General features: G+C 68.5%; 20 protein-coding genes. 9 read left to right on the top strand and 11 right to left on the bottom strand.

All coding sequences use genetic code 11. From position 1 onward, the window contains the following. Window positions 1-34: 34 nt before the first annotated feature. Window positions 35-2422 carry a DUF6049 family protein gene (locus tag ACZ470_RS10640; RefSeq protein ID WP_468426427.1) on the bottom strand — a complete coding sequence of 796 codons (2388 nt, stop codon included), beginning with the start codon at window positions 2420-2422 and terminating at the stop codon, window positions 35-37. A 197-nt stretch (window positions 2423-2619) separates the two neighbouring features. On the opposite strand from ACZ470_RS10640, the gene ACZ470_RS10635 reads away from it, so the two are divergent. Beyond that, window positions 2620-4086 carry a CCA tRNA nucleotidyltransferase gene (locus ACZ470_RS10635; protein ID WP_468426425.1) on the top strand — a complete coding sequence of 489 codons (1467 nt, stop codon included), beginning with the start codon at window positions 2620-2622 and terminating at the stop codon, window positions 4084-4086. A gap of 103 nt (window positions 4087-4189) precedes the next feature. Here the strand turns inward: ACZ470_RS10635 and ACZ470_RS10630 are convergent, their stop codons facing one another. The 4 genes from ACZ470_RS10630 to ACZ470_RS10615 all read right to left on the bottom strand — a co-directional run bounded on the left by ACZ470_RS10630 (window position 4190) and on the right by ACZ470_RS10615 (window position 7970). Beyond that, the gene (locus ACZ470_RS10630; protein ID WP_468426424.1) at window positions 4190-4696 is read right to left on the bottom strand and encodes an LppU/SCO3897 family protein; all 507 of its coding nucleotides are present in this window, start codon (window positions 4694-4696) and stop codon (window positions 4190-4192) included. Between the two features lie 123 nt (window positions 4697-4819). Then, window positions 4820-6082, bottom strand: a complete 1263-nt coding sequence (locus tag ACZ470_RS10625) for an MFS transporter (RefSeq protein ID WP_468426423.1) — start codon at window positions 6080-6082, stop codon at window positions 4820-4822. A gap of 78 nt (window positions 6083-6160) precedes the next feature. Further along, entirely contained in the window at window positions 6161-7243 is a 1083-nt protein-coding gene (locus ACZ470_RS10620) for an inositol-3-phosphate synthase (RefSeq protein WP_468426421.1), read from the bottom strand. A gap of 43 nt (window positions 7244-7286) precedes the next feature. Continuing rightward, the gene (locus ACZ470_RS10615; RefSeq protein WP_468426419.1) at window positions 7287-7970 is read right to left on the bottom strand and encodes a PadR family transcriptional regulator; all 684 of its coding nucleotides are present in this window, start codon (window positions 7968-7970) and stop codon (window positions 7287-7289) included. Between the two features lie 396 nt (window positions 7971-8366). On the opposite strand from ACZ470_RS10615, the gene ACZ470_RS10610 reads away from it, so the two are divergent. Together ACZ470_RS10610 and ACZ470_RS10605 are read left to right on the top strand one after the other, a co-directional pair. Continuing rightward, entirely contained in the window at window positions 8367-10988 is a 2622-nt protein-coding gene (locus ACZ470_RS10610) for a transglycosylase domain-containing protein (protein ID WP_468426417.1), read from the top strand. A 98-nt stretch (window positions 10989-11086) separates the two neighbouring features. Beyond that, a complete protein-coding gene (locus tag ACZ470_RS10605) occupies window positions 11087-12595 on the top strand; it encodes a glycosyltransferase family 87 protein (protein WP_468426890.1) in 1509 nt (502 codons plus the stop codon). Window positions 12596-12678: 83 nt separating this feature from the next. Here ACZ470_RS10605 and ACZ470_RS10600 read toward each other — a convergent pair whose 3' ends face one another. The 3 genes from ACZ470_RS10600 to ACZ470_RS10590 all read right to left on the bottom strand — a co-directional run bounded on the left by ACZ470_RS10600 (window position 12679) and on the right by ACZ470_RS10590 (window position 15397). Beyond that, a complete protein-coding gene (locus tag ACZ470_RS10600; protein ID WP_190164586.1) occupies window positions 12679-13710 on the bottom strand; it encodes an alanine racemase in 1032 nt (343 codons plus the stop codon). Window positions 13711-13793: 83 nt separating this feature from the next. Then, entirely contained in the window at window positions 13794-14915 is a 1122-nt protein-coding gene (gene femX, locus ACZ470_RS10595; protein WP_468426414.1) for a peptidoglycan bridge formation glycyltransferase FemX, read from the bottom strand. A 167-nt stretch (window positions 14916-15082) separates the two neighbouring features. Then, the gene (locus ACZ470_RS10590; RefSeq protein ID WP_468426412.1) at window positions 15083-15397 is read right to left on the bottom strand and encodes a hypothetical protein; all 315 of its coding nucleotides are present in this window, start codon (window positions 15395-15397) and stop codon (window positions 15083-15085) included. A gap of 271 nt (window positions 15398-15668) precedes the next feature. Here ACZ470_RS10590 and rpsF point away from each other — a divergent pair, with 271 nt between their 5' ends. The 4 genes from rpsF to rplI all read left to right on the top strand — a co-directional run bounded on the left by rpsF (window position 15669) and on the right by rplI (window position 17362). Beyond that, window positions 15669-15959: a 30S ribosomal protein S6 gene (rpsF, locus tag ACZ470_RS10585; protein ID WP_019324683.1), complete on the top strand. Its 291-nt coding sequence runs from the start codon at window positions 15669-15671 to the stop codon at window positions 15957-15959. Window positions 15960-16033: 74 nt separating this feature from the next. Beyond that, on the top strand, window positions 16034-16618 hold the full coding sequence (locus ACZ470_RS10580) for a single-stranded DNA-binding protein (protein ID WP_019525359.1): 585 nt from the start codon (window positions 16034-16036) through the stop codon (window positions 16616-16618). Window positions 16619-16660: 42 nt separating this feature from the next. Continuing rightward, a complete protein-coding gene (rpsR, locus tag ACZ470_RS10575) occupies window positions 16661-16897 on the top strand; it encodes a 30S ribosomal protein S18 (protein ID WP_003949403.1) in 237 nt (78 codons plus the stop codon). Between the two features lie 18 nt (window positions 16898-16915). Then, entirely contained in the window at window positions 16916-17362 is a 447-nt protein-coding gene (gene rplI / locus ACZ470_RS10570; RefSeq protein WP_359982845.1) for a 50S ribosomal protein L9, read from the top strand. Between the two features lie 97 nt (window positions 17363-17459). Here rplI and ACZ470_RS10565 read toward each other — a convergent pair whose 3' ends face one another. Continuing rightward, window positions 17460-18797: an MATE family efflux transporter gene (locus tag ACZ470_RS10565; RefSeq protein ID WP_468426410.1), complete on the bottom strand. Its 1338-nt coding sequence runs from the start codon at window positions 18795-18797 to the stop codon at window positions 17460-17462. 460 nt (window positions 18798-19257) lie between these two features. Here ACZ470_RS10565 and dnaB point away from each other — a divergent pair, with 460 nt between their 5' ends. Both dnaB and ACZ470_RS10555 read left to right on the top strand, forming a co-directional pair. Continuing rightward, window positions 19258-20736 (top strand): replicative DNA helicase, encoded by a 1479-nt coding sequence (gene dnaB / locus ACZ470_RS10560; RefSeq protein ID WP_468426408.1) that lies wholly within the window; start codon window positions 19258-19260, stop codon window positions 20734-20736. Window positions 20737-20759: 23 nt separating this feature from the next. Further along, window positions 20760-22145: a serine hydrolase domain-containing protein gene (locus ACZ470_RS10555; protein WP_468426406.1), complete on the top strand. Its 1386-nt coding sequence runs from the start codon at window positions 20760-20762 to the stop codon at window positions 22143-22145. Between the two features lie 64 nt (window positions 22146-22209). On the opposite strand, the gene ACZ470_RS10550 is transcribed toward ACZ470_RS10555, so the two are convergent. Both ACZ470_RS10550 and ACZ470_RS10545 read right to left on the bottom strand, forming a co-directional pair. After that, complete coding sequence (locus tag ACZ470_RS10550) at window positions 22210-22662, bottom strand: GNAT family N-acetyltransferase (RefSeq protein ID WP_468426405.1); 453 nt, start codon at window positions 22660-22662, stop codon at window positions 22210-22212. A gap of 9 nt (window positions 22663-22671) precedes the next feature. Further along, on the bottom strand, window positions 22672-23136 hold the full coding sequence (locus ACZ470_RS10545; RefSeq protein WP_468426403.1) for a MarR family winged helix-turn-helix transcriptional regulator: 465 nt from the start codon (window positions 23134-23136) through the stop codon (window positions 22672-22674). Window positions 23137-23207 lie beyond the last annotated feature (71 nt).

The following is a 23207-nucleotide window of genomic DNA, read 5'->3' as shown; positions in this document are numbered from 1 at the left end:
ACCTCATCGTCCCGGGCCCACGGCCACGACATCCTCAACGGTCCACTCTCTCACCCGTACCCGACGGGTCGGCGTTTTCCGGTGCGGTGTCCGGTGCCGGGTCACTCGGCTGCTCCGGGTCGTCTGCCCGCGGGGCCGCTTCGGACTCCTGGGTGAGACGCTCCTCGGCGGCTTCCGGGTTCTGCGGGGTGTCGTCGTCCTCGCCCGTTTCGTGGTCCCGCTCCTCCGGGCCGCGGGCCGCGGCCCGCTTGCGCTGGGTGTACATCCGGAAGCCGGCGAGGACGAGCAGGAGCACACCCCCGCCGATGACCAGCATCACCGTGGCGGTGATCTCGGTGACCTTCACGTCGAACGTGACGGCCTCGCCGTACTTCTGGCCGTCCTGCGTGTACAGCTGGGCGACCACCGTCGCCCGACCGTTGGCGTTGGCGGACGTGGTGAACTTCACCGACTGGCTGTGGCCGCCGGAGACCGCGACGGGCTGCTCCTCGTAGGCGTCCCCGTCGATCTCGAGGCGGGTCGGGTTGGTCGAGGTGAGGCGCAGTACCAGGTGCTCGACGCCCTGCACCAGGTTGTTCTGGACCGTCACCGGGATGGTGGCACTGCGGCCGGAGAGCTTCGTCTCCGACTTGTCGATCAGCCTGACCTGGCCGAGGAGCCCGTCGAGGTACGACTCGACGCCGCTCCGGTAGATCGCGGCCTCCGACTGGCGGCCCCGCCACGACACGGACATCGACCGGTTCTGGGCGCGTCCGAACGGGGTCACCACGCGGGACTGGTCGGAGAGGATCACCTTGAACCTGTCGAGCTTGTCCTGAGTCCGCGCGATCTGCTCGAACGTCGCCCGCGGCAGCTCGTTCTTGCGCAGGGACGAGGGGTAGGAGGAGGCCGACGGGACCTTGGTGGTGGCGGCGGGGTCCGGTTCGGCCTTGGCGGCCGCCGTGAGGCCCTGTGCCTCGGACCAGGTTCCGTCCTGGAGGACCGTGAGGGCCTCGGCCATGGTCTGGGCCTGGCTCGCCGAGGGGGTGCGCTGCGGGGCGACGACGACGCTGCGCTGCTGCCCCGTCTGCAGGCCGAGGGTCAGGCTCTGGGCCAGGAACCGCTGCACCGCGAGCGTGGAGGTGGAGGCCTTGGTCATGTCGCCCTGGAACGCCGTGGACAGCCGCGCGTCCGCGACGACGGCCGTGGTACCGCCGCCGATGGGCCGGGGCGCGGAGGGCGTGTACGACAGGCCGCCGGTCTCCTCGAAGGTGTCGCTGCGGGCGATCACCTTGTCGGCTCCGGCGGACGTGGCGACCTTGACGATGGAGGGGTCGACGGCCCCGTTGACGGGCCAGGAGAAGTCCGTGGTGGGCTTGACGTGGAGGATCGACTCCACGGTGCGGGACGCGACGTCGGTGGCTTCCTTGAGGTGGCTGAGCGAGCCGGTGACGGACGTGCCGTTGTGGGCGAGGGAGGCGAGGTCGGGGTCGCCGAACGGCAGCGCGACGACCTCCTTGTCCGCCACGGCCTTCTGCACCTCGGTCAGCCATCGCTTGGCGACCGACTGATGGCCGCCGACCTCGGTTTCGTCACCCTCGCCGGGTACCTCGTAACGGTCGGTCATCGCCTCGACGGACGCCAGCAGGTCCGGATCGACCACCCAGGTGACGTCGAGGTCCCTGCCCAGCGCCACCATCCGGTCCAGCCGGCCGCCCGGGGAGATCTCCTTGGCGAGATCGTCGTCGTGGAAGACCGGTGTCTGCTGCTCGTCCGAACCCGTCTCCGCCGTCATGTGGGTGGTGGAGATCAGTGGCCACATGACCGTCGTCTTCGTCTTCGTTCCGGCCTCGTCCGGCTGCCACGGCAGGAACGTCCGCTGGACGCCGAGGGTCTGTTCCCACGGTTGCGCCGAGGTCTGTCCGGAGAGCGCCACGTCCAGCTCGTAGACGCCGTCCTGCCCGAGGTCCAGCTTGTTCACCGGCACCGAGATGCTGAACGGCTGCGAGACGCCCGGGGTGAGCTTGTCGAACTCCTCGGCGTACGTGTCGCCGATCTCCCGACCGACGGAGCTCTGCACGTCGGTGCTGTTCCTGGCGGTCGAGTCGATGCCCGAGCGGGTGTTCAGCAGCGGCCCCACACGCAGCCCCACGTGGGCGTCGGTGACGGATTGCTTGCCCTCGTTGGTCACCGTCCCGGACACCGTGACCGTGTCGCCCTCGGTGGGTGCGCTGGGCGTGAGGGTGTCGACCGAGACGGAGACGGAGCCCGCGCCGGAGGGGGCCTGCGGCGCGCTCGCCCCGGCGGCGTCCGCGGGGGCCGCGCCGGGCAGCTGGGCCGGCCCGGCCAGCAGGGGCACGCCGGCGAGCAGGACTCCGGTGCGCCGCATCCAGCGGCGGGCAGGTGAGGGACTCGTCCCCTGGAAGTCTGCCGCCTCGGCCACGCGCTCGCCCGTCCCTCGTCTTCGTCAGTGGTCGTCGGAATGTGCGTCCACGCATGGTAACGATGCGCGCCGGGGGGAAGTGCCGCGGACCGGTCCACAAGATCGGGGGGCGGGGGCTTGTCCGTGTATCGGCGGGGGTGTCCTCGCGCGTTATTGGGGGAGCCCGCGGCGGTTCGGGCCACGTACCCTCTTCTGTTGTGCCGAACGCCAACGAAGAAACCAGTGCCCTGAGCCAGGTGCAGGACCGCGCCGTGAGTGAACTGCTGCGCGTCGCCCCTGTCGCCGACGACCTCGCCCGCCGCTTCCAGGAGGCCGGGTTCTCACTCGCCCTGGTCGGTGGATCGGTGCGGGACGCGCTGCTCGGGCGCCTCGGCAACGACCTGGACTTCACGACCGACGCCCGCCCGCAGGACGTGCTGAAGATCGTGCGCCCCTGGGCGGACGCCGTCTGGGAGGTCGGGATCGCCTTCGGTACGGTCGGTGCCCAGAAGGACGCCCGCGTCGGAGACGTCGACCGGAGCTTTCAGATTGAGGTGACCACCTATCGGTCGGAGGCTTACGACCGCACCTCGCGCAAGCCCGAGGTGTCGTACGGCGACTCCATCGAGGAGGACCTCGTCCGCCGTGACTTCACGGTGAACGCGATGGCCGTCGCGCTCCCGGAGAAGCGGTTCATCGATCCGCACGGCGGTCGCGCTGATCTGGCCGCGCGGGTGCTGCGCACCCCGGGCACGCCCGAGGAGTCGTTCTCGGACGACCCGCTGCGGATGATGCGTGCCGCCCGTTTCGCCGCCCAGCTCGACTTCGAGGTGGCACCCGAGGTCGTCGCGGCGATGAAGGCGATGGCGGGGCGCATCGAGATCGTCTCCGCCGAGCGCGTACGGGACGAGCTGAACAAGCTGATCCTCTCCCCGCATCCGCGCAAGGGGCTGTCCCTGCTCGTGGACACCGGGATCGCCGAGTACGTGCTGCCCGAGCTGCCGGCCCTGCACCTGGAGAGGGACGAGCACCACCGTCACAAGGACGTCTACGACCACACGCTGATCGTCCTGGAGCAGGCGATGGCCCTGGAGGACGAGGGCCCCGATCTGACCCTGCGCCTCGCGGCCCTGCTGCACGACATCGGCAAGCCGCGCACACGTCGCTTCGAGAAGGACGGCCGTGTCTCGTTCCACCACCACGAAGTGGTCGGGGCGAAGATGACCAAGAAGCGTATGACGGCCCTCAAGTACTCCAACGAGCTGGTGAAGGACGTCTCCCGTCTCGTCGAGCTCCATCTGCGCTTCCACGGCTACGGCACGGGAGAGTGGACGGACTCCGCTGTCCGTCGCTACGTCCGTGACGCCGGCCCGCTGCTCAGCCGGCTCCACAAGCTGACCCGCTCGGACTGCACCACGCGCAACCGGCGCAAGGCCGCCGCACTGTCCCGTGCGTATGACGGCCTGGAGGAGCGGATCGCCCAGCTCCAGGAGCAGGAGGAGCTGGACGCCATCCGTCCGGACCTCGACGGCAACCAGATCATGGAGGTCCTCGGCGTCAAGCCGGGCCCTGCCGTCGGGCAGGCCTACAAGCACATGCTGGAGCTCCGGCTGGAGCACGGTCCGATGGAACACGACGCGGCGGTGGCGGCGCTCAAGGAGTGGTGGGCCGGACAGCAGGGCTGAGAGCGTGAAACGGGGTCATGTTTCACGTGAAACATGACCCCGGGTACGCGCGAAGGGCGGCGTTTCACGTGAAACGCCGCCCTTCGCCGTCTGTTCTGCTCGTCTACTTGTCCTTCAGGCAGAGAAGGAAGCTCTTGCTGCCGTTGGTCTCCGTGTAGACGTACTGGAAGTCCTTGGCCTCGGCCTCGCACTTGTTCTGCGCCGTGAGACCGGAGAAGTTGCCCTCGATCTTGGCGAGCACCGTGTACTGCGCCTTCGAGTCGCCGCAGTCGACGACCTCGAGGTCGGGGTTGTTGTCGTCCGAGCTGCCACGGTGCATGCAGTCGCCGACCGCGGCGGTGTTGGCGTCGTCCCGGCTGGTGATGTAGCCACCGATGGCCACACCGGCGACGATCAGGACGATGACGATGTTCTTGATCATCTTGAAGCTGAGCTTACGGCCCTGCTGCTGCGGCGGAACGGGAGCACCGGGCGGGGGGAACCCGGGCTGGCCCGCCTGCTGCGGGAAGCCGCCCTGGGGCTGGCCGTAGGGCTGCTGGCCCTGAGGCTGGCCGTAGGGCTGCTGCTGGCCCTGGGCGAACGGGTTGCCCTGGGGCGGCGGAGTAGTCACTTGGGGTCCCCCTAGAAACATGGGTGCGTGTCGCGAATGACGCGTTGATAAGACTCACGTAAGCTACCGGCCCGCACTGACAACTCTGTAGCCCCATGGGGCTCTGTGGCACTGATGTGACACTTACTGGCGCTCAAAACGGGCCATAGCCATAGCTACTGCTCCGTAGATAACGGCGATTGTTACCACCAGCGGAACCGACCGGCCGTCCGGCGGGAGCATCAGTGCGGCCACTCCGGCGGCGCCGACGAAGGCCACGTTGAAGAGGACGTCGTACACGGAGAAGACGCGGCCGCGGAAGTCGTCCTCGACGGAGGCCTGGACGATGGTGTCCGTGGCGATTTTCGCGCCCTGGGTGGTCAGGCCCAGGACGAACGCCCCGGCCAGCAAAGGGCCGGAGGCGAAGGGCAGACCGAGCGCCGGCTCCAGCACGGCCGCCGCCGCGGCGCACACCACGATCCAGCGGCCGGGACCGAGCCGCCCCGCGGCCCAGGGCGTCAGCACGGCCGCCGCGAAGAAGCCGGCACCGGACACCCCCAACGCCAGCCCCAGCAGGGCGAGTCCCTCGTCCGTGGTCGATGTCAGGGCGTACCGGCACAGCATCAGCAGCATGACCAGCATCGCGCCGTAGCAGAAACGCATCAGTGACATCGCCGCGAGCGCCCAGGCGGCTTCCCTGCGCGGGGGCGCGGCGAGATGCCGTACGCCCGCCATCAGGTCGCGAGCGGTGCCGCTGAGTGCCGTGGCCAACCGGGGGTGGATCAACGCCCGGTCGGGACCGAGCAGTTCCTTCGCCATCCGCAGGGAGGCCACGGCCGCACACAGATACAGCGCGGCGCCCAGGAGCACCACGGCCGCGTCGGAGTCGGCGAAGACCAGACGGACGACGAAGGCCAGTCCTCCGCCGGCAGTCGCGGCGAGTGTCCCGGCGGTCGGGGACAGGGAGTTGGCGACGACCAGCCGATCGGTGTCCACCACGCGCGGCAGCGCGGCCGACAGTCCGGCGAGGACGAAGCGGTTGACGCCGGTGACGCACAGGGCGGAGACGAGGAGGAGCCAGTCGGGCACCCGGCCGAGGATCAGCAGGGCGGTCACCGAGGCCATCAGGGCGCGCAGCAGATTGCCGTACAGGAAGACCTGGCGGCGGCGCCAGCGGTCCAGGAGGACTCCAGCGAACGGGCCCACCACGGAGTAGGGGAGCAGCAGAACAGCCATCGCCGAGGCGATCGCGGTGGCCGACGTCTGCTTCTCGGGGGAGAAGACCACGTAGGCGGCGAGTGCGACCTGGAAGACGCCGTCGGCTCCCTGGGAGAGGAGCCGGACGGCGAGCAGACGTCTGAAGCCCTGGAAGCGCAGCAGAACGCGCAGGTCACGGACGACGGCCATGGGGCACAGCCTCACATACGAAGAGGGTCTCCGGGCCGTACGACCCGGAGACCCTCAACTGCCCACAACAGGGAGGTCCTAGCGCTCGACCTGGCCCTGGATGAACTTCTCGACGTTCTCGCGGGCCTCGTCGTCGAAGTACTGCACCGGCGGGGACTTCATGAAGTACGAGGACGCCGAGAGGATCGGGCCGCCGATGCCCCGGTCCTTGGCGATCTTCGCGGCGCGCAGGGCGTCGATGATGACACCGGCGGAGTTCGGGGAGTCCCAGACCTCGAGCTTGTACTCCAGGTTCAGCGGGACGTCACCGAAGGCACGGCCCTCGAGACGGACGTATGCCCACTTGCGGTCGTCCAGCCAGGCCACGTAGTCGGACGGGCCGATGTGGACGTTCTTCTCGCCGAGGTCCCGGTCGGGGATCTGCGAGGTGACGGCCTGCGTCTTGGAGATCTTCTTGGACTCGAGGCGGTCGCGCTCGAGCATGTTCTTGAAGTCCATGTTGCCGCCGACGTTCAGCTGCATCGTGCGGTCCAGGATGACGCCCCGGTCCTCGAACAGCTTCGCCATGACGCGGTGCGTGATGGTGGCGCCGACCTGGGACTTGATGTCGTCACCGACGATCGGGACGCCCGCCTCGGTGAACTTGTCCGCCCACTCCTTGGTGCCGGCGATGAAGACCGGGAGGGCGTTGACGAAGGCGACCTTGGCGTCGATGGCGCACTGCGCGTAGAACTTCGCCGCGTCCTCCGAGCCGACGGGCAGGTAGCAGACGAGGACGTCGACCTGCTTGTCCTTGAGGATCCGGACGACGTCGACCGGCTCCTCGGCGGACTCCTCGATGGTCTCCCGGTAGTACTTGCCGAGACCGTCGAGGGTGTGGCCGCGCTGGACCTGGACGCCGCTGTTCGGCACGTCGCAGATCTTGATGGTGTTGTTCTCGGAGGCGCCGATGGCGTCCGCGAGGTCCAGACCGACCTTCTTGGCGTCCACGTCGAAGGCGGCGACGAACTCGATGTCACGGACGTGGTAGTCGCCGAACTGGACGTGCATCAGGCCCGGGACCTTGGACGCCGGGTCGGCGTCCTTGTAGTACTCGACGCCCTGCACCAGCGATGCGGCGCAGTTGCCCACGCCGACGATGGCTACGCGAACCGAACCCATTCCGGTTGCTCCCTGTGTGTACGAGTGAGGCCCTCGGCGGGTCTCACGTGGCGGTGTCGTCGGGCGTATCCGGCCGGGGGTCGTCCCCGGACCGGGGCAGGCCGCCCGTCGCTCCAGATGTGGTGTCCTGCTGAGCGGGCCCCCTGGCGGCGGAACCCTTGAGGTCCCGGCCGGCCCGCTCGCTCTCGATGAGCTCGTTCAGCCAGCGCACTTCGCGCTCCACGGACTCCATCCCGTGGCGCTGGAGCTCGAGCGTGTAGTCGTCGAGGCGCTCCCGGGTCCGGGCCAGGGAGGCGCGCATCTTCTCGAGGCGCTCCTCCAGCCGACTGCGGCGGCCCTCGAGGACGCGCATGCGCACATCACGAGAGGTCTGCCCGAAGAAGGCGAACCGCGCGGCGAAGGTCTCGTCCTCGTACGCGTCCGGTCCCGTCTGGGAGAGCAGCTGCTCGAAGTGTTCTTTGCCCTCCGCCGTCAACCGGTAGACGATCTTGGCGCGACGCCCCGTGAGTGGAGCGGCGAGGGCGTCCTCGGTGGTGTTCCCCGGTTCCTCGATCAACCAGCCGTTGGCGACCAGCGTCTTGAGGCAGGGGTAAAGCGTCCCGTAGCTGAACGCACGGAACACACCCAGTGACGTATTGAGTCGTTTGCGCAGCTCATAGCCGTGCATGGGCGATTCGCGGAGCAGGCCGAGTACGGCGAACTCGAGGATCCCGGAACGCCGGCTCATCGTCGCCTCCCCTCTGCCGCGGTCCTGCCGTGACGGGCTCGTGTGCGGCTCATCGCCGCCTTTATGTCGAGCTGATGTATCGACTCGATACATCACGACGATAGAACGACCCTCCGGATGCGACAAGGGGGAGAAGAGTGAACGGGATCACATCGCCGATTCATCGAGAGCAAGTTGCCTGATTTGAGGTGAACTTCTGTGCTCGGCGGGTTTTGGTGGTGCGTAGTCTGTGCGCCATGCACGCCACCGGGAACCGAGTGACGCCTGGGGGCGTCTCTGTCCCCGGTGCAGTACGGGTGAATGCGAAAAGCACCGCATCCGTACTTCGGGGGGACCGGAAACCAGCCGCCGTTTCCAGGCGCGCAAGGGTGCGCCTGCCCGAGGAGTAGTCGTTCGATGAGCGAGCACCGTCGCAAACCGCCGCAGCCGCAGGGAGGCGGACGTGCCGCGGCCCGACGCGGCCAGTCCGGCTCGTCCTCCGGCCGCCGCGCGGCACCGCGAGGCGCCACCGGGTCTCCGTCCGATTCCTATGGGTCGGGCTCCCGCGGCTCGGGGGGTGAGGAGCGCACGTACGGCAGCCGCGCCGAGGCCCGGCGCGCTGCGCAGAGAGGCGGGGGCCGCCGTGCCGCGGCCGGGCCCGGCCGCGGCAGAGGACGCTCGGCCCCTCCCGGCAAGAAGCGGATCATCGACTATCCGCGGCACGACAAGGACGGCTGGCGCCGGTGGATGCCGTCCTGGAAGCTCGTGTCCGGGCTCTGCCTCGCCTTCTTCGGCAGCCTGGTCGCCGTGGCCGGGATCGGGTACGCCATGGTGAGCGTCCCGAGCGAGGAGAACGCGATGGCGTTGTCCGAGAACAACGTCTACTACTGGGCCGACGGGTCCCAGATGGTCGCCACCGGCAGTGGCCAGAACCGGCAGAACGTCACCATCGACCGGATCCCCGAGGCCATGCAGTGGGCGGTGATCTCGGCCGAGAACAAGAGCTTCTACAAGGACTCGGGCATCGACCCCATGGGTATCGCCCGGGCGCTCGGCAACATGGCCACGGGGGGTGACACCCAGGGCGGCTCGACGATCACGCAGCAGTTCGTGAAGAACACCTACCTGAGCCAGGACCAGACGATCTCCCGGAAGTTCAAGGAGATGTTCATCTCGATCAAGGTGGGCACCAAGCTCTCCAAGGACGAGATCCTCCAGGGCTACCTGAACACCTCGTACTACGGCCGTGGCGCCTACGGCATCCAGGCCGCCGCCCAGACCTACTACGGCAAGGACGCGGTCGATCTCACGCCCAGCGAGTGCGCCTTCCTCGCCGCGCTGCTCAAGGGTCCGACGTACTTCGACCCCGCGGGCAACCAGAACCTCGACAGCTCGGCCACCGCCGAGGCGAACCGCGAGCGCTCCGAGGACCGCTGGGGCTGGATCCTCGAGCAGATGCACGCCGACGGGCACCTCTCGGACGCCGAGTACCAGGAGGCGGTCAAGGAGTACCCCATGCCCCAGGGCCGCAAGGCGACCAAGGGCATGACCGGTCAGATCAGCTATCTCGTCGACACGGCGAAGCGCTTCGTCCTGAAGAACTCCGACGTCACGGAGGCGCAGTTCGACCAGGGCGGTTACCAGATCTACACGACCTTCGAGAAGGACAAGGTCGACGCGCTGGCCAAGGCGGTCAAGAGGGTCGAGAAGGAGAAGATCGACCCGAAGAAGCGCAAGGAGGACGAGCACGTCCAGTTCGGCGCGGCGTCGGTGAAGCCCAACGACGGCGCGATCGTCGCCCTCTACGGCGGTGCCGGCTTCGAGAACGGCCACTTCAACAACAACGCGGACACCTCCGGTATCCCCGTCGGTTCGACGTGGAAGCCGTTCGTGCTGGCCGCCGCGATGGAGCACGGCACGTACAAGACGAACGGCGAAGGCGTCTCGCCGCAGAGCAAGTACAACGGCGACGACAACCTGAAGATCAGGAACAACGACGGCTCCTTCGTCCTCAAGAAGGACAACACGCCCTTCCGCCAGAAGAACGAGAGCCCCTACCCGTGGGGCTACATCACCCTCCACAAGGCGATGGAGCAGTCCGTCAACACGCCCTTCGTGCAGCTCGGCATGGACGTGGGGATGAAGAACGTGGCGGATGTCGCGGAGAAGTCCGGCATCCTGAAGGAGAGCTTCGCCAGTCTGAACGCGTCGTTCGCCCTGGGTACGTCGACCCCCAGTGCGATCCGCATGGCCGACTCCTACGCGACGTTCGCCGCATCCGGCAAGCAGGCTGATCCGTACTCGGTGACGGCCGTCAAGCACAAGGGCTCGGAGCTGCCCGGCTTCGAGAAGCCCCGCGTCAAGCAGGCGATGCCCGAGAACGTGGCGAACAACATCACCAAGACCCTCGAGAACGTGATCGAGAACGGTACCGGCTACCACGCGCAGGAACTCGGGCGTGCGGCCGCCGGCAAGACGGGTACGACGGACGAGAACAAGTCGGCCTGGTGGGTCGGCTACACCCAGCAGCTCTCGACCTCGGTCGCGATGTTCCGTGAGGACCCCAAGAGCCACAAGCTTCTCTCCATGAACGGCACAGCGGGCGAGGACTCCATCCACGGTGGTGACGTCCCCACCCAGGTGTGGACCGAGTACATGAAGGCCGCGCTGAAGGGCGAGGACGACCCCGGATTCCCCGAGGCCGAGAAGATCGGCGCGATCGCGGACGGGGTCGGCGCACCGTCCCCGTCTCCGACCGTCACGGAGACCGAAGAGGCCGAGGAGTCTCCGTCGGCGCCGCCGTCGCCCACGGAGACCGAAACCACGCCGCCGCCCACGGAGACGGCCACGTGCAGGCCGTTCGACTTCAACTGCGAAGACGAGGAGGAGACGGGCGGCACCGACACCGGCGGGACCGATACCGGTGGCACGGACGGAGGAGTGACGACCTCGCCCGATCCCACCGAGAGCGGTGACACCGGAAGCAGCAGAGGCAACGGCAATGGAGGCGGCGGTCTCTTCGGAGGCGAGGCCGACTAGTCCGCCAATCGCCCGGCTTGGGTGTTTCACGTGAAACATGGGCCGCCGCACCCCCGGGTGCGGCGGCCCTCGGCGTATCCCCGGCCATGTACGGCAGGATGTGCGGCATGCCCAGTGGAGAATCGACGCAAGCGAGCGTCCACGAGCCGGATCAGGTGCGTCCGACCGAGGAGGACCGGGTCGCCGCGGCCGGCAGCGAGCTGATCGGCGGTCCGCTCGGGCGGCGAGCCCTGCTCGGCGGGTCCTGGTGGACCCCGGTGCGGGTCATCGCACTCGTGGCGATCGGCATGTTCGCTCTCGGCCTGGTGCAGAAGGCACCCTGCTACAACGGCGCCTGGTTCTTCGGCGCCAGTTCCCAGTACACGCACGCGTGCTACTCGGACATCCCGCACCTCTACCAGGGGCGTGGCTTCGCCGACGGGCTGGTGCCGTACTTCGACCAGCTCTCCGGGGACATGCAGTACCTGGAGTACCCGGTGCTGACCGGCCTGTTCATGGAGGTCGCCGCCTGGCTCACCCCCGGCAGCGGCAGCATCCAGGACCAGGAACAGTGGTACTGGATGGTCAACGCCGGGATGCTCATGGCATGCGCGGCCGTCATCGCCGTCTGCGTGACCCGTACGCACGCGCGCCGGCCCTGGGACGGCCTCCTGGTCGCCCTGGCACCGGCCTTCGCGCTGACGGCGACGATCAACTGGGACCTGCTGGCGGTCGCTCTGACGGCCGCCGCGATGCTGATGTGGTCGCGGGGGCGTTCCCTCGCCTTCGGCATCCTCCTCGGGCTCGCCACGGCCGCCAAGCTGTATCCCGTGCTGCTGCTCGGGCCGCTGCTGGTGCTGTGCGGGCGCGCGGGTCGCTGGCGGGAGTACGGCACGGCCCTCGGCGGGGCAGCCGTCGCCTGGCTCGTCGTGAACGGGCCCGTGATGCTCTTCGCGTTCGACGGCTGGTCGAAGTTCTACACGTTCAGCCAGGAGCGGGGCGTCGACTTCGGGTCCTTCTGGCTGATCCTGGCGCAGAACTCGGACGACCCGCTGAGCACCGACACGGTCAACACACTCGCCACGGTGCTGATGCTGCTGTGCTGCCTGGGCGTCGCGGCGCTCGCGCTCACGGCCCCCCGCAGGCCGCGCTTCGCCCAGCTCGCCTTCCTGGTCGTCGCGGCGTTCATCCTCACCAACAAGGTCTACTCCCCCCAGTACGTCCTGTGGCTGGTCCCCCTGGCGGCCCTGGCCCGGCCCAAGTGGCGGGACTTCCTCGTCTGGCAGGCCTGCGAGGTGGCCTACTTCCTGGGCATCTGGATGTACCTCGCCTACACGACCAGCGGGGACGCCCACAAGGGACTGCCCGCCGACGGTTACCACTGGGCCATCGGCGTGCATCTGCTGGGGACGCTCTACCTGTGCGTGATGGTCGTGCGCGACATCCTGATGCCGGAGCGGGACCCGGTGCGCAGGTCCGGCGACGACGACCCCTCGGGCGGGGTGCTGGACGGGGCCGAGGACGTCTTCGTGCTCGGTCCGGCGGCTCATCCCGCGCGGCACGCCGCCCACTTCGAGGGTCCCCGGGTCGAATGGGGCAGGACGGAAGCCACCGGCGGTTCGCTCTGAGCGAACACCTCGGAGGGTGACACCCCTTCAGGGCACATCAAAGGCCGTGCACGGGAGATCCGTGCACGGCCTTCTTCTCGCTGTCAGCGGTCGACGAGCCTGTCGAACTGCGTCGTGGTGTGCCGGAGATGGGCCACCAGCTCCTCACCCACCTTCGGTTCCGGCGCGTCCGCCGGCACGAAGAGGATCGACACCTGCATGTGGGGCGGCTCGGCGAACCAGCGCTGCTTGCCGCCCCAGACGAACGGCGAGAGGTTCCGGTTGACCGTGGCGAGGCCGGCGCGGGCGACACCCTTGGCGCGTGGCATGACCCCGTGCAGGGCCTTGGGGGCCTCCAGGCCCACCCCGTGCGACGTACCGCCCGCCACGACCACCAGATAGCCGTCGGAGGCGGCCTTCTGCTGCCGGTAGCCGAACCGGTCCCCCTTGGCGACACGCGTGACGTCCAGGACCGCGCCCCGGTACTCGGTGGCCTCGTGGTCCCCCAGCCAGAGCCGGGTGCCGATCCGGGCGCGGAACCGGGTCTGCGGGAACTGCTGCTGAAGCCGCGCGAGTTCGTCGGCCTTGAGGTGGCTCACGAACATCGTGTGCAGCGGGAGACGGGCCGCCCGCAGCCGGTCCATCCAGCCGATGACCTCCTCGACGGCGTCCGAGCCGTCGGTGCGGTCCAGCGGCAGATGGATCGCGAAGCCCTCCAGCCGGACGTTCTCTATCGCGGAGTGCAGCTGAGGCAGGTCCTGCTCGCTGATCCCGTGCCGCTTCATCGAGGACATCACCTCGATGACCACGCGGGCGCCCACCAGGCCGTACACGCCGTCGACCGACGACACCGAGCGGATGACCCGGTCGGGCAGCGGCACCGGCTCCTCGCCGCGCCGGTAGGGCGTCAGCACCAGCAGGTCACCGCCGAACCAGTCCTTGATCCGGGCGGCCTCGTACGTCGTGCCGACGGCGAGGACGTCCGAGCCCAGCCGGGTGGCCTCCTCGGCCAGCCGCTCGTGGCCGAAGCCGTAGCCGTTGCCCTTGCAGACCGGGACGAGCCCCGGGAACTGCTCCTGCACGTGCTTGTGATGCGCCCGCCAGCGCGCGGTGTCGACGTAGAGCGTGAGCGCCATGGCCGGACCTGGAACCTTTCTCGTGGCTGCGGTGTATCAAAGGTATGGGAGCTGTTGGAGCCGTCGGAGCGACGAAGCAGAGGTCAGCGGCGCGACATGTAGATGTCGAGTGCCTTGTGGAGCAGCTTGTTCAGCGGGAAGTCCCACTCGCCGAGGTACTCGGCGGCCTGGCCGCCGGTGCCCACCTTGAACTGGATCAGACCGAAGAGGTGGTCGGTCTCGTCCAGCGAGTCGGAGATGCCGCGCAGGTCGTAGACGGTCGCGCCGAGCGCGTAGGCGTCGCGCAGCATCCGCCACTGCATCGCGTTCGAGGGCCGGACCTCGCGGCCGATGTTGTCGGAGGCGCCGTAGGAGTACCAGACGTGCCCGCCGACGATCAGCATCGTCGCCGCGGACAGGTTCACCCCGTTGTGCCGGGCGAAGTACAGCCGCATGCGGTTGGGGTCCTCGGTGTTGAGGGCCGACCACATCCGCTGGAAGTACGACAGCGGGCGGGGCCGGAAGTGGTCGCGCACAGCCGTGATCTCGTACAGCCGCTGCCATTCGGGCAGGTCGTTGTAGCCGCCCTGGACGACCTCGACGCCGGCCTTCTCCGCCTTCTTGATGTTGCGGCGCCACAGCTGGTTGAAGTTCTTGTGGACCTCTTCCAGAGAGCGGTTGGCCAGCGGCACCTGGTAGACGTAGCGGGGCTGGACGTCACCGAAGCCGGCGCCGCCGTCCTCGCCCTGCTGCCAGCCCATGCGGCGCAGCTTGTCGGCGACCTCGAAGGCACGGGGCTCGATGAAGTCGGCCTCCAGGTCGCGCAGGCGCTTCACGTCCTGGTCCTGGATGCCCTTCTTGATGGTCGAGGCCTCCCAGCGCCGGATGATCACCGGCGGACCCATCTTCACGGAGAAGGCGCCCTGCTGCTTCAGGTGGGCGAGCATCGGCTCGATCCACTCCTGGAGATTCGGCGCGAACCAGTTGATGACCGGGCCCTCGGGCAGATAGGCGAGGTAGCGCTTGATCTTGGGCAGCTGCCGGTAGAGGACGAGACCGGCGCCGACCAGCTCACCGGTCCGGTCGTCGAACCAGCCGAGGTTCTCCGAGCGCCATTCCGCCTTGACATCAGCCCAGGCCGGGACCTGCATGTGACTCGCCGACGGCAGGCTCTGGATGTAGGCCAGATGCTGCTCTCGACTGATGGTCCTCAGGGTCAGGCTCATTCGGGGCGCTCCTCGGGCTGGTGTGTCCCCATGGGTTCAGGGGCTCCGGCTCTCGCGCGAAGCCTACTGCGCCTTGGGGGCGCCCCGGTTGGGCGCACGGGACCTTCGCCCCGGCCCGTCGCCGGCCGGGGCGTTGGACGATGTTCAGGAAGGCGTGGTGCCTGGCGTCAGTCGAAGAGCCCGCCGAAGAGACCCCCGTGCGCCATGCCCAGGAAGAACCCGACCGCCGCGGCACCCAGGCCCAGGATGAGGCCGAAGCGCTCGCGCGTCGTGACCGAGACCCACTGGCCGTACGCGCCGGTGAGGATTCCCACCAGGCCGGTCCAGGAGCTGAGCAGGTGCAGATGGTGGAACATCGCCGTGATGAAGGACGTGATGCCCAGCACCAGGGTCACCGCGAGCAGGGTGTCCTGGAGCGGGTGGGGCTTTCCGTCCGTGGCGAATAGGCCTCCGGCGGTGTTGGGTCGCAATGCCTGTGCCATGGGGCACCTCCTGCGAAAGGCGGCGGATCGTAGCGCCATACACACCCGATGTGTACAGATTGACCGCCCCCACGGCCGGATTTCAACCGGAAGCCGCTGTGCGGGTACTCTGTACCGTCCGCACCGATGTCTGTCCGGACAGACGCAACCGCCGCCCGGCCTCGATTGTCAGTGGCGGCTGTTTTACTGACAGGCATCGTTGCGCAACGCATCACGACCCTCCTGCCACGGAACGACCGTGGCCGCTGAGTCCAAAGGAGGTGGGTTCCACATGCGTCACTACGAGGTGATGGTCATCCTCGACCCCGATCTCGAGGAGCGTTCTGTCTCCCCGCTGATCGAGAACTTCCTTTCTGTCGTCCGTGACGGCGGCGGAAAGGTCGAGAAGGTCGACACCTGGGGCCGTCGTCGTCTCTCGTACGAGATCAAGAAGAAGCCCGAGGGCATCTACTCGGTCATCGACCTGCAGGCCGAGCCTGCGGTCGTGAAGGAGCTCGACCGCCAGATGAACCTGAACGAGTCGGTCCTCCGGACCAAGGTCCTCCGCCCCGAGACCCACTGAGCTCTCCAGCTCGGCTGATCCCGGGACTCGAGTAGCAGCAAGCAGCCAGCAGCAAACCCGCCGAGAGGTTCCCCATGGCAGGCGAGACCGTCATCACGGTCGTCGGCAATCTTGTCGACGACCCCGAGCTGCGCTTCACCCCGTCCGGTGCGGCCGTCGCGAAGTTCCGTGTCGCGTCGACCCCCCGCACCTTCGACCGTCAGACGAACGAGTGGAAGGACGGCGAGAGCCTGTTCCTGACCTGCTCGGTCTGGCGCCAGGCGGCGGAGAACGTCGCCGAGTCGCTCCAGCGAGGCATGCGCGTCATCGTGCAGGGCCGGCTGAAGCAGCGGTCCTACGAGGACCGTGAGGGCGTCAAGCGCACGGTCTACGAGCTGGACGTCGAGGAAGTCGGCGCCAGCCTGCGCAACGCCACGGCCAAGGTCACCAAGACCACCGGTCGCGGTGGTCAGGGTGGTTACGGCGGCGGTGGCGGTGGCGGCCAGGGTGGCGGCGGCTGGGGCGGCGGCCCCGGCGGTGGCCAGCAGGGCGGCGGCGCTCCCGCGGACGACCCGTGGGCGACCGGCGCTCCCGCCGGCGGCCAGCAGGGCGGTGGCGGCGGCTGGGGCGGTGGCTCCGGCGGCAGCGGCGGCGGCTACTCGGACGAGCCCCCCTTCTAGGCGGGCCGTACCCACACTTCTTGATCACACAGGAGAAACATCATGGCGAAGCCGCCTGTGCGCAAGCCTAAGAAGAAGGTCTGCGCATTCTGCAAGGACAAGGTCACGTACGTGGACTACAAGGACACGAACATGCTGCGGAAGTTCATTTCCGACCGCGGCAAGATCCGTGCCCGCCGCGTGACCGGCAACTGCACGCAGCACCAGCGTGACGTCGCCACGGCCGTCAAGAACAGCCGTGAGATGGCGCTGCTGCCCTACACCTCCACCGCGCGATAAGGGAAGGGTGACCGACTCATGAAGATCATCCTCACCCACGAGGTCTCCGGCCTCGGTGCCGCGGGCGACGTCGTCGACGTCAAGGACGGTTACGCTCGCAACTACCTGGTTCCGCGGAAGCTCGCGATCCGCTGGACCAAGGGTGGCGAGAAGGATGTCGAGCAGATCCGTCGTGCTCGCAAGATCCACGAGATCCAGACCATCGAGCAGGCCAACCAGGTGAAGGCCCAGCTCGAGGGCGTCAAGGTTCGTCTGGCCGTCCGCTCCGGCGACGCCGGTCGTCTCTTCGGCTCCGTCACGCCGGCCGACATCGCTTCGGCGATCAAGGCCGCCGGTGGTCCCGAGGTCGACAAGCGCCGCATCGAGCTGGGCACGCCGATCAAGACGCTGGGCGCCCACGAGACGTCCGTGCGTCTGCACCCCGAGGTTGCCGCCAAGGTCAACATCGAGGTCGTCGCTGCCTGAGGGCCGCGCTCGCTGAAGCAGTGAGTATGGGGCCGCACCCTTCGGGGTGCGGCCCCATCGCTGTGTCTCGGGCGCGGCTGTGTTTCACGTGAAACGGTCAGCGGGCCGCACCCGTGACGATCCACCGGCCGGAGCGGGCGCGAAGCCACAGGGTCAGCAGGCGCACGGTCATCATGAGCGTCATCGTGGCCCAGAGCGCGGTGAGCCCGCCTCCGAGCGCGGGGACCAGAAGCGCGGCGGGAGTGAAGACCGCGAGCGTCAGCAGCATCGCCCATGCCAGATACGGTCCGTCGCCCGCGCCCATCAGTACGCCGTCCAGGACGAAGACGATGCCGCAGATCGGCTGGGACAGCGCCACCAGCACCAGTGCGGGCAGTGCCGCGTCCTTGACGGTGGCGTCGCTGGTGAACAGGGGCAGGAACACCGGCCGGGCGAGTACCACCAGCACACCGAGGACGACACCGACCGCGATACCCCACTCGACCATCCGACGGCATGCCTCACGGGCACCCTGGGCGTCGCCGGCGCCCAGATAGCGGCCGATGATGGCCTGTCCGGCGATGGCGATGGCGTCGAGCGCGAACGCGAGCAGAGTCCACAGGGAGAGGATGATCTGGTGGGCCGCGATGTCGGAGTCGCCGAGGCGCGCGGCGATGGCTGTCGCGATCATCAGGACCGCCCGGAGCGAGAGGGTCCGCACCAGAAGGGGAACACCCGCCTGGGCCGAGGCCTTGATCCCGGCGGCGTCCGGGCGCAGCGACGCCCCGTGCCTGCGGGCGCCGCGCAGCACCACGGCCAGGTAGACCGCGGCCATGCCGCACTGGGCGATGACGGTGCCCCAGGCGGAGCCCGCGATGCCGAGGTCGGCGCCGTAGACCAGCACGACATTGAGTACGCCATTGGCGATGAACCCGGCGATGGCGACATAGAGCGGAGTCCTGGTGTTCTGGAGCCCGCGGAGAACACCGGTCGCGGCGAGTACCACGAGCATGGCGGGTATGCCGAGCGTGGAGATCCGCAGATACGTCGTCGCGTACGGGGCCGCCGTGTCCGAGGCGCCGAAGAGTTCCACGAGGGCGGGTGCCGTGGGAAGGACGACGGCCATGACGGAGCCCCCGAGGAGCAGCGCCAGCCAGATCCCGTCCATGCCCTGGCGGATGGCCGACTGGAGGTCGCCGGCTCCGACGCGGCGCGCGACGGCGGCCGTGGTGGCGTAGGCCAGGAAGACGAAGACGCTGACGGCGGTCATCAGGAGGGCCGAGGCGACGCCGAGGCCGGCGAGCTGTGCCGTGCCCAGATGGCCGACGATGGCACTGTCGGCCATGACGAAGAGAGGCTCGGCGACGAGGGCGCCGAAGGCCGGAACCGCCAGCATGACGATCTCTCGGTCATGCCGGCGTCGAGTGGCTCCGGGGCGCGCGGGGGCCTGTGTCATGTGCACCAATCTAATCGTCCACAGGTAAGAGATGCAAAGCTTTTGAGCCCCTTACCTTGCAGCTCGGGGTGTGGGGTTGCGTACACCGCATGAAGTGATCTTGATCCCGCGGGGCAACTTTTTCTTCTGCACAGCCGGTGGATGATGAACGTGCAGGTCACGGGGGTGTGGACGCAAGGAGACCCGGCTTGTTCACAGGGCTGTCCACCGGCTCGTGCACAGGTTTCGCGGAGTTCTCCACAGCATTGGGCCGGTCGTCCACATGGCCTGTGGATAACCAGATTGGCTGACGGTGCCGACGGGCCTACGGTGGTCCGGCGCTCGCTCCGTCCACCGGTTTCAAAAACGCCACAAATCCGGCGCGCGACAAATGGAGTTGGGCCTCTTAATTGTCAGTGCCGTGCCGTAGAACTGAGGGGCACGGCGAGGTCCGTTCCGGCGGACGGGAGGAGGTGGCTCGGTGAGCATTTCCGAGCCCTTGGACGACCCGTGGGCCGAGAGCGGTCCCAGTGATCGTCTGCCCGCCTCCCGTCGCCGCGACGACCGGGGCAGGGGCCGCGACGAGCAGCACGACCGCGGCGCGGACAGCGGCGTCTGGGAAGGCGGAGGCTCCGCCTTCGAACGGGTGCCGCCCCAGGATCTCGAGGCCGAGCAGTCGGTGCTGGGCGGCATGCTGCTGTCCAAGGACGCCATCGCCGACGTCGTCGAGATCCTCAAGGGACACGACTTCTACAAGCCGGCCCATGAGACCGTCTACACGGCGATCCTCGACGTCTACGCCAAGGGGGAGCCGGCCGACCCGATCACCATCGCCGCGGAGCTGACCAAGCGCGGTGAGATCAACAAGGTCGGCGGGGCCTCGTATCTCCACACCCTCGTCCAGACGGTCCCCACGGCGGCCAACGCGGCCTACTACGCGGAGATCGTGCACGAGCGCGCCGTGCTGCGCCGCCTGGTCGAGGCCGGTACGCGCATCACGCAGATGGGATACGCGGCGGACGACGACGTCGACGAGATCGTCAACCGCGCGCAGGCGGAGATCTACGCGGTCACCGAACAGCGCACCAGCGAGGACTACCTGCCGCTCGGCGACATCATGGAGGGCGCGCTCGACGAGATCGAGGCGATCGGATCGCGCAGCGGTGAGATGACCGGAGTCCCCACGGGGTTCACCGACTTCGACTCGCTGACCAACGGCCTGCACCCGGGGCAGATGATCGTCATCGCCGCGCGTCCCGCGATGGGCAAGTCGACGCTCGCCCTGGACTTCGCGCGGGCCGCGTCCATCAAGAACAACCTGCCCAGCGTCATCTTCTCCCTGGAAATGGGGCGCAACGAGATCGCGATGCGCCTGCTGTCCGCCGAGGCCCGGGTGGCCCTGCACCACATGCGCTCCGGGACGATGACCGACGAGGACTGGACGCGCCTGGCCCGCCGGATGCCGGACGTCTCGGCGGCGCCGCTCTACATCGACGACTCCCCGAACCTGTCGATGATGGAGATCCGCGCCAAGTGCCGTCGTCTGAAGCAGCGAAACGACCTGAAACTGGTCGTCATCGACTATCTCCAGCTGATGCAGTCCGGTGGTTCCAAGCGCGCCGAGAGCCGTCAGCAGGAGGTGTCGGACATGTCCCGTAACCTCAAACTGCTCGCCAAGGAGCTGGAGCTTCCGGTCATCGCGCTCTCCCAGCTCAACCGTGGCCCCGAGCAGCGCACGGACAAGAAGCCGATGGTCTCCGACCTGCGTGAGTCCGGTTCCATCGAGCAGGACGCCGACATGGTCATCCTGCTGCACCGCGAGGACGCCTACGAGAAGGAGTCCCCGCGTGCGGGTGAGGCCGACCTGATCGTGGCCAAGCACCGAAACGGTCCGACGGCGACGATCACCGTCGCCTTCCAGGGCCACTACTCGCGCTTCGTGGACATGGCGCAGACGTGATCGTTTCCTGCTGAACTGGTGGCATGACGTCACCTCAGGAAGAACTGCTGCCCGGTACGCGGCGTGCGTTGCTGCACCGGATCGCCGTCGCCCAGAGCGAAGGGCGTGCGCCGTCCCTCGTCGCGACCGTGGTGCGGGGCGGGAAAGCCGTGTGGACAGGGGCGCGGACCTCGGTGGAGGGTCACGCCCCTGACGAGAACGTGCAGTACCGGATCGGTTCGATCACCAAGACGTTCACCGCCGTTCTGGTGCTCCGGCTGCGTGACGAGGGAGTGCTCGCACTCTCCGACCCGCTGGAGAAGCATCTGCCGGGCACGGGCGTGGGCGAGGCGACCGTCGCCGAACTGCTCGCCCACAGCGCCGGGCTGGCCGCCGAGACGCCCGGCCCCTGGTGGGAGCGTACCCCCGGGGCCCTGCGGCCTGGTCTTGCCGATGTGTTGGGCGAGCGGCCCGTGGTGCACCCCGTGGGCCGGCGGTTCCACTACTCGAATCCCGGGTACGCGTTGCTCGGCGCCCTGGTCGAGAAGGTGCGCGGGGCCTCGTGGGAGGAGGTTCTTCGGCGAGAAGTGCTCGAACCCCTGGGCCTGCATCGCACGACTGTGCACGCGGAAGCACCGCACGCGGGCGGCTGGGCGGTGCACCCGTGGGCCGACGTGATGCTGCCGGAGCCTCTGGAGGACCTCGGGGTGATGGCACCGGCCGGGCAACTGTGGTCGACCGCTGGGGACTTGGCGCGTTTCGCGGCCTTCCTCGTCCAGGGCGACGAGCGGGTGCTGAGCGCGGAGTCGTTGCGGGAGATGAGAGTGCCGGCGGCGCCGGTCGAGGCGGCGGACGTGGCGAGCGGATATGCGTACTGCCTGGGCATGGAGCTCCGGCACCAGCACGGGCGTGCCCTCGTCGGGCACACCGGATCGCTGCCGGGATTCCTGGCCTGTCTCACGATCGGTCTGGCGGACGACGTGAGCGCGGTCGTCCTGGCCAACTGCACCTCGGGGCCGGCGCCGTTCACGGTCGCCGCCGACCTCGTCCGCATCGTCGCCGAGGCCGAACCGCGTATCCCGGCTCCCTGGCAGCCGATGCGGGAGGCCGACCCGGCGGTGCTGGAGCTGGTGGGGCAGTGGTACTGGGGAACGTCCGCGTACGCCCTGCGGCTCTCGGGCGACGGTCTCGTCTCGTTGGAGCCGCTGTCCGGCACCGGCCGACGCTCGCGTTTCCGCCCGAAGGGTGACGGCACCTGGGTGGGTCTGGAGGGCTACTACGCCGGAGAGCTCCTGAAGCCGGTGCGGCGGCCGGACGGGCAGGTGAGCCATCTCGACCTGGGGTCGTTCGTGTTCACGCGTCAGCCCTATGAGAAGGGGGCTCCTGTGCCGGGCGGAGTCGATCCCGAGGGCTGGCGGGGTATCGGCTAGCCCCGGTTGTCCGGCAGCCGGGGTCTGTTTCACGTGAAACAGACCCCGGCTCCTTGGTCACAGCTCACAACGGCAGTTTGAAGCCCACGTGGGAGGCCGTGAAGCCGAGTCCTTCGTAGAAGCGGTGGGCATCGGTGCGGGTGCTGTCGGAGGTCAACTGGACCAACCGGCAGCCCTCGCGGCGGGAGGCGTCGATCGCCCACTCGATGAGCCGGCTCCCCAGTCCGCTGCCGCGCTCGTCCGCGTGGACGCGGACTGCCTCGATGATCGACCTGGTGGCACCGCGGCGGGACAGTCCGGGAACGATCGTGAGCTGAAGTGTGCCGACGACACGCTCCTCCCGGACCGCGACGACCAGGTGCTGGTTCGGGTCGGCGCTGAGCCGCTCCAGAGCGGTCAGATACGGGGCGAGGTCGTCGGGCGACTCGCGCTGTGCTCCCAGAGGGTCGTCCGCGAGCATGCCGACGATCGCCGGGACGTCGTCGGTGACCGCGGCACGTATTTCAAGATCCTCCATGGCGGCACCCTACGCGGGCACCGGCGCCTTGAGTGTTTCCACGGCCCGGACCAGCGGGGCCAGGTCGGGGTTGGTCGCCGCCTCGTCGAGGGCCTCGCGCAGGGCGGTGTCGTTGGTCGGCCGTGCCTCTTCCAGAAGCTGGAGACCGGCCTCGGTGACGTTGGTGTAGATGCCGCGCCGGTCGGTGGGGCACAGGTAGCGCTCCAGCAGTCCGCGGTCCTCGAGGCGGGTGACCAGGCGCGTGGTGGCGCTCTGGCTGAGTACGACCGCGTCGGCGACCTGCTTCATCTGCAGGTGCCCCCCGTCGCCGTCGTGCTGTCGGCTCAGTACGTCGAGGAGGGAGTACTCCCGCGCGCTCAGGTCGTGCCGGGCCTGAAGGGCGCGCTCGATGTGGGCCTCGATCCTCCCGTGCAACAGGGAGAGTGCGCACCAGCCCTGCGCGAGGGCGGTGAGTGCCGGATCCGTGGCTGTCATGGGCGTTTTCCTCCGTCCAGGAGTTGCTGACACCAGGGTAGAGCAAGGACGCAATATCAGGCGCTTGCAAA

It is taken from the genome of Streptomyces sp. NPDC031111 (assembly GCF_055570675.1).
Note: the sequence above shows the minus strand (reverse complement) of the source record. Positions and strands in the feature narration are given on the sequence as shown.

Excerpts from the sequence above, each read along its gene's own strand:
- ACZ470_RS10600 (WP_190164586.1), bottom strand. The coding sequence starts at position 13,710 with ATGGCGCTCACGCTCTACGTCGACACCGCGCGCTGGCGGGCGCATCAC.
- ACZ470_RS10550 (WP_468426405.1), bottom strand. The coding sequence starts at position 22,662 with ATGGAGGATCTTGAAATACGTGCCGCGGTCACCGACGACGTCCCGGCG.
- ACZ470_RS10615 (WP_468426419.1), bottom strand. The coding sequence starts at position 7,970 with ATGAGCCGGCGTTCCGGGATCCTCGAGTTCGCCGTACTCGGCCTGCTC.
- rpsF (WP_019324683.1), top strand. The coding sequence starts at position 15,669 with ATGCGTCACTACGAGGTGATGGTCATCCTCGACCCCGATCTCGAGGAG.
- ACZ470_RS10555 (WP_468426406.1), top strand. The coding sequence starts at position 20,760 with ATGACGTCACCTCAGGAAGAACTGCTGCCCGGTACGCGGCGTGCGTTG.
- ACZ470_RS10620 (WP_468426421.1), bottom strand. The coding sequence starts at position 7,243 with ATGGGTTCGGTTCGCGTAGCCATCGTCGGCGTGGGCAACTGCGCCGCA.
- ACZ470_RS10625 (WP_468426423.1), bottom strand. The coding sequence starts at position 6,082 with ATGGCCGTCGTCCGTGACCTGCGCGTTCTGCTGCGCTTCCAGGGCTTC.
- ACZ470_RS10545 (WP_468426403.1), bottom strand. The coding sequence starts at position 23,136 with ATGACAGCCACGGATCCGGCACTCACCGCCCTCGCGCAGGGCTGGTGC.
- ACZ470_RS10610 (WP_468426417.1), top strand. The coding sequence starts at position 8,367 with ATGAGCGAGCACCGTCGCAAACCGCCGCAGCCGCAGGGAGGCGGACGT.
- femX (WP_468426414.1), bottom strand. The coding sequence starts at position 14,915 with ATGAGCCTGACCCTGAGGACCATCAGTCGAGAGCAGCATCTGGCCTAC.
- rpsR (WP_003949403.1), top strand. The coding sequence starts at position 16,661 with ATGGCGAAGCCGCCTGTGCGCAAGCCTAAGAAGAAGGTCTGCGCATTC.
- ACZ470_RS10590 (WP_468426412.1), bottom strand. The coding sequence starts at position 15,397 with ATGGCACAGGCATTGCGACCCAACACCGCCGGAGGCCTATTCGCCACG.
- ACZ470_RS10580 (WP_019525359.1), top strand. The coding sequence starts at position 16,034 with ATGGCAGGCGAGACCGTCATCACGGTCGTCGGCAATCTTGTCGACGAC.
- ACZ470_RS10565 (WP_468426410.1), bottom strand. The coding sequence starts at position 18,797 with ATGACACAGGCCCCCGCGCGCCCCGGAGCCACTCGACGCCGGCATGAC.
- ACZ470_RS10605 (WP_468426890.1), top strand. The coding sequence starts at position 11,087 with ATGTGCGGCATGCCCAGTGGAGAATCGACGCAAGCGAGCGTCCACGAG.
- rplI (WP_359982845.1), top strand. The coding sequence starts at position 16,916 with ATGAAGATCATCCTCACCCACGAGGTCTCCGGCCTCGGTGCCGCGGGC.